This is a genomic window from Bacillus sp. JJ1474 (assembly GCF_036965225.1).
Classification (GTDB): Bacteria; Bacillota; Bacilli; order Bacillales; family Cytobacillaceae; genus Cytobacillus.
In genome coordinates this window covers 1-4,329 of the sequence record NZ_JBALPC010000136.1, presented here as the reverse complement: position 1 = coordinate 4,329, position 4,329 = coordinate 1, and the positions used below count along the sequence as shown (strand labels likewise).

At 32.9% G+C, this 4,329-nt stretch carries 6 protein-coding genes; 1 reads left to right on the top strand and 5 read right to left on the bottom strand.

Annotated features, from left to right (window positions below):
- Positions 1 to 40 precede the first annotated feature (40 nt).
- The 5 genes from V7164_RS16595 to V7164_RS16575 form a co-directional block, all read right to left on the bottom strand.
- Positions 41 to 307, bottom strand: a complete 267-nt coding sequence (locus V7164_RS16595; protein ID WP_335344344.1) for a hypothetical protein — start codon at positions 305 to 307, stop codon at positions 41 to 43.
- 179 nt (positions 308 to 486) lie between these two features.
- Positions 487 to 1,059, bottom strand: coding sequence for a GNAT family N-acetyltransferase (locus V7164_RS16590; protein ID WP_335344343.1), 573 nt, complete (start codon positions 1,057 to 1,059; stop codon positions 487 to 489).
- A gap of 271 nt (positions 1,060 to 1,330) precedes the next feature.
- Positions 1,331 to 1,528, bottom strand: coding sequence for a hypothetical protein (locus V7164_RS16585; protein ID WP_335344342.1), 198 nt, complete (start codon positions 1,526 to 1,528; stop codon positions 1,331 to 1,333).
- Positions 1,529 to 2,256: 728 nt separating this feature from the next.
- Positions 2,257 to 2,547 carry an RNA polymerase alpha subunit C-terminal domain-containing protein gene (locus tag V7164_RS16580; protein ID WP_335344341.1) on the bottom strand — a complete coding sequence of 97 codons (291 nt, stop codon included), beginning with the start codon at positions 2,545 to 2,547 and terminating at the stop codon, positions 2,257 to 2,259.
- A 280-nt stretch (positions 2,548 to 2,827) separates the two neighbouring features.
- Positions 2,828 to 3,166, bottom strand: a complete 339-nt coding sequence (locus V7164_RS16575; RefSeq protein ID WP_335354633.1) for a GNAT family N-acetyltransferase — start codon at positions 3,164 to 3,166, stop codon at positions 2,828 to 2,830.
- 335 nt (positions 3,167 to 3,501) lie between these two features.
- Between V7164_RS16575 and V7164_RS16570 the strand changes: the two genes are divergently transcribed.
- The gene (locus V7164_RS16570) at positions 3,502 to 4,119 is read left to right on the top strand and encodes a nitroreductase family protein (protein ID WP_335354632.1); all 618 of its coding nucleotides are present in this window, start codon (positions 3,502 to 3,504) and stop codon (positions 4,117 to 4,119) included.
- Positions 4,120 to 4,329 lie beyond the last annotated feature (210 nt).

Sequence of the window (4,329 nt, the reverse complement as noted above, 5' to 3'; positions counted from 1 at the left end):
CAACGATCTTCAAGTAAAGCACCCATTAGTGAAATAAAACTTATAAATGCAAAACACTATGAACAAAATTATTTGCATTCTCTGCGTCTTTTTTTCTAACAGAAACAACATATTGTTGTTTATAATTCTTGTTCATTCCGAAACTTCCAAAGTTTCCTCTCGATGTACCAGGTCCCAACCATTTTCCTGAAGGATCAATAACTTTATAGGTATATTTAATACCTTCTCTTTTTAAAATTGCTCTTACCTTTGAAAATTCTTCCATTGAAAATCCTATATAAACATCTTCTTTATTAAAGAAAAACATATCCATCCCCCCCTATTACCACAACTACTGCTTTTTACACTATCCTGCACCTTTAGTTGAACAAGAAAAAAGAGCCGTCTAAGCAGCTCAACGATCTTCAAGTAAAGTAGAATTGTTAAAACTTTATATCTTTCGGTAATGGGCTTTCCAGCTTAACACGATGAAAAACTCTTTCTTCCTTAAATTAACAGGTTTGAGGTACTCTCCCATTCAGACTTAAGAATTGAATATTGATATTCGTCAATCCACTGTCCTTTTGACATGTAATTTTGTAAAAAATGCCCTTCTCGCTTCATACCAACGCGTTCAAGTAAAGCAATAGACTTGTTATTTCTAACATCTGTATGTGCAATTACTTTGTGTTTTCCTAATACATTAAATATATAATCCAATAACGCACTAACAGCCTCACTTGCATATCCATTCCCCTGGTATCCTGGAGAAAGAGTAAACCCGATTTCTACAATATTGGGTTCGTCTAAAAGCGTATGAAGTGCACAATCTCCAATGAGTTGATTAGTCTCAGCTAAAGCAATGGCAAACTGGAACCAAGTACCTGGTTGATTAGGGTTATTTTTACTTTGTTCATTAACGAACGATTCGGCTTCGTGATATTGATAATTCTCCCATGATTGAAATTTAGCAACTTCAGAATTTGAACGATAAAAATGGAAGTCATCAGTGTCGTTAAGACTAAATCTTCTTAAAATAAGACTTGTTGTTTTTGCGAAAATTTGATTGTTTTTTTCCATGGTTTTTCCTTCCTAAACTTTCGTCAAGTAGATTTCATTGTTAACTGTTTTGCGGTTTTACCACCAGAAGCGGTCAGCCTCTATTGTGATAAAGCCCCCGTTACTTGTCTAAGGTACTAGCCTCACTCTTTTATTCTAAGTTGTCGTCTAAGTTCTTTAAATGGAGTAGCATAAGAGTCCTCATATTTCTTAATATATTGTGTTAACATAGACCAATTACTTTCGAGGTGAGGATGTATCTGGGTGGTGTCAGCAAGACTATAAAGTTCAATTAAGAAGTAAAGGGTTTCCCTACTAAAAAGTCATCCCCTAATTGTAATAAAACCTCAATAACATTTGGAATGTAGTTAAACGCTTCTTTGGGAGACATTCCCTTAGTAATTAATTCGAAGGAATTACTAAAATACCACTCATCTTTGTCTAATTTATCTTCCCATTCCACAAATATTTCTAATAACCTATTATCCATTGTCATCACGCCCAAGATTGCAATTTTATATACATATTTTATCACTTTTTGTTCAACAATCTGGCCCTTTTCATGAAGAAAGACGCTTTCCTTGTTTCAGAAAAGCGCCCTTTCGTATTATAAGGTCAGCCAGATAAGAAAATATTTCTTGTTGACGATTTTTAATAGGGTTTTATTTTTAACGGTAGCCAGGGTAAATGTAACTGCCCATGGGACTTAGATCCCGTTAAAGTAAACAGTTTACCCCCTCCTTGTAGAAACACGTTGAGGCTGGTTGGGACATAAATCTAGAATAACAAGCAAAGCTGTGACACTGCAAGAAGGAAGAATTAGGGGTACCTGCAAATAAGAGATTAGGAGATGATGAGGATGAATCCAGTCGTTGGACTGGAAATTTCAAAAGGAGAAAGTCGGTTCAAGCTTTTGTAGATAAGGGAAACCTTTTTGTAAGGGCTTTAAAGTATCCATACTCTTGAGAGGCTTGGATTACTTGTAGAGTTCTTAGATCATGAACAGAAAGAAACAGGTCAGAAGAAGCCAGAAGCCCTCAGTGATTCTAGAAGCATCTTGGGCACTATCAAACACCAGTTGTCCAATATCTAGATGAACTTGGATATTTATTAATTATTATTAATCCTTTAATTTCGTATAAGGCAAAGAGTTCAAGTCTAACTTTTGAACTCTTGCACTAGTTAATTAAGTAAAGTATGTCACATATTGTAGTTCATTTATTCTTTAAATGATAACCCTACTTCTTCTAATGAAGTTCTCAAAATAGGTAAGGAAGCTGGCCCAATACCATGAATTTTTAAAATTTCTTTTTCAGTGTACTTTGATAGTTCCTTCAAAGTGTCAATCCCTTCGTGAACCAATGCATTTCTTGCAGGTGAACTGAGTTTCGAAAGAAAGCCACTTTTAGGCTTATTCTCTTTATCACAGGTAGGACAACTTGGACACTCACTACTTTTGTAATACTTATGTCCTTTTTCACAAATCCTTAAACTTTTTTCTACTGTCAAAATAAACTCCTCCAAATAAATTCTGTATCCAATTTTAACATATTATATTTTGCATATTAGTTATACAATATCTACAAAACAATGTTTGTCCCTATTCAGGAATGCTGCCCCGAATGCTGAATATAGAATATACAACCTAAAAGCTACTTATACTTAAACCCTAGCTACCCTTTAGGTTGAGTAAATTATTTTCAAGAATAATTTTATGTATTCCTTTTTCATCGGTATACGTATCAATAACATCAAATCCATTTTTTATATTCAAAATTAACATATTACGTCATTTATTCATTGTTTTTGTTTGAACAACACTATAACCCAGTTCCCTTACATATTGATGTTGCTTTTCCATTAGGGTCGAAGCTACACCAAATTTTCGATAATTGATATCCACTCCCCCCATCCAACTATAAAATTTATTATCATCCAATGCATATCCAATCTTAAATCCAATAAGCTTTGTACCACTCATAGCGGTTATAATTAATAGTTGCGGTTTACTTGCCATTTTGTTAATCAAATTATCTGATTTCCCAAAAATGTCTTTATGTAATTCTACAATGCCACCTAATATATCATCGTCAGGTATTGAATTAAAAATAAGGGTTTCAAAGTTCATTTGTATTTCACTCCCCTTCCAAAATATTTAGAATACATAATTCTTAACATTATTATGTCTGTCCTTCTTTAACAATCATGTTAATCGAATAGGAAAAATGATTGCAACACAAACCCATTTTGTGATCCCGCTCTTTTATATTGTAATAAACAAAAAATGGATATATAGTAAAATAGCGGTATATTTAATAGAAGGGCGAATAAAAAAGTCGCAGTTATAGTTCACCATTTTGTGCCTTTCATCAAATAAAAGCTCTTTTTTATTATGTATAATGAGGATATAATGGTAAAATTTATTCTATCAAATAGAACGACCATAAAGAGGAGAATACATATATGGAATTTGTAGAATTAGCAAAAAGTAGACGTTCAGCTATCAATTTTCAATCGGATGTGAAAATCTCAGATCTTGAATTACAAGAAATATTTGAAATCGTTAAAACCCATCCCTCATCATATAACATTCAAACTACGCATTATTATGTTGTCACATCAGAGGAAAAGAAAGCTCTTGTCAAGAAAGCCTCATATGAACAGCATAAAACCCTTAGTGCTTCTGCAACGATCATCGTATGTGGAGATAAAGATGGATACAAGGAAGCCCCTCGATTATATGAAGGCATGAAAATGCTTAGAATTATAGACGAGTTAGAATACAATGATACGATTGAGACAATTAATAATTTATACAGTAATAACAATACATTAATAGAAGAAGATAATATTCGAAATGCTTCTCTATCTGCGATGTTATTCATGTTAGCTGCCAAAGATAAAGGATGGGATACTTGCCCGATGCATGTCCACAATGAACAAACGATTAAAGAAATTTACAACATTCCAGATAACCACGAACCTGTTTTAATGATTACATTAGGCAAATCAGTAACAGGAAAAATTAGACCAAGAGGGTATAGAAAGCCTGTTGGTGAATTTGTTCATTTTGCTGATTAATAACTAATTTATCAAAAACCTACTAAGATTTTCTTAATTGAGTTTTCTTCCATAAAAATATGTTTGTAAATACAACTATTGAAAAGTAAAGCAAACTTGCAATTATTGTAGCGGTAAGTTTTTGTTTATTAGCTTTTGGGTTTCCCAAGAGTCTATTTAATTGCAAAATTTTTGTATCATTTTTTAGAAAAAACTAGGAATGTCTCTTTC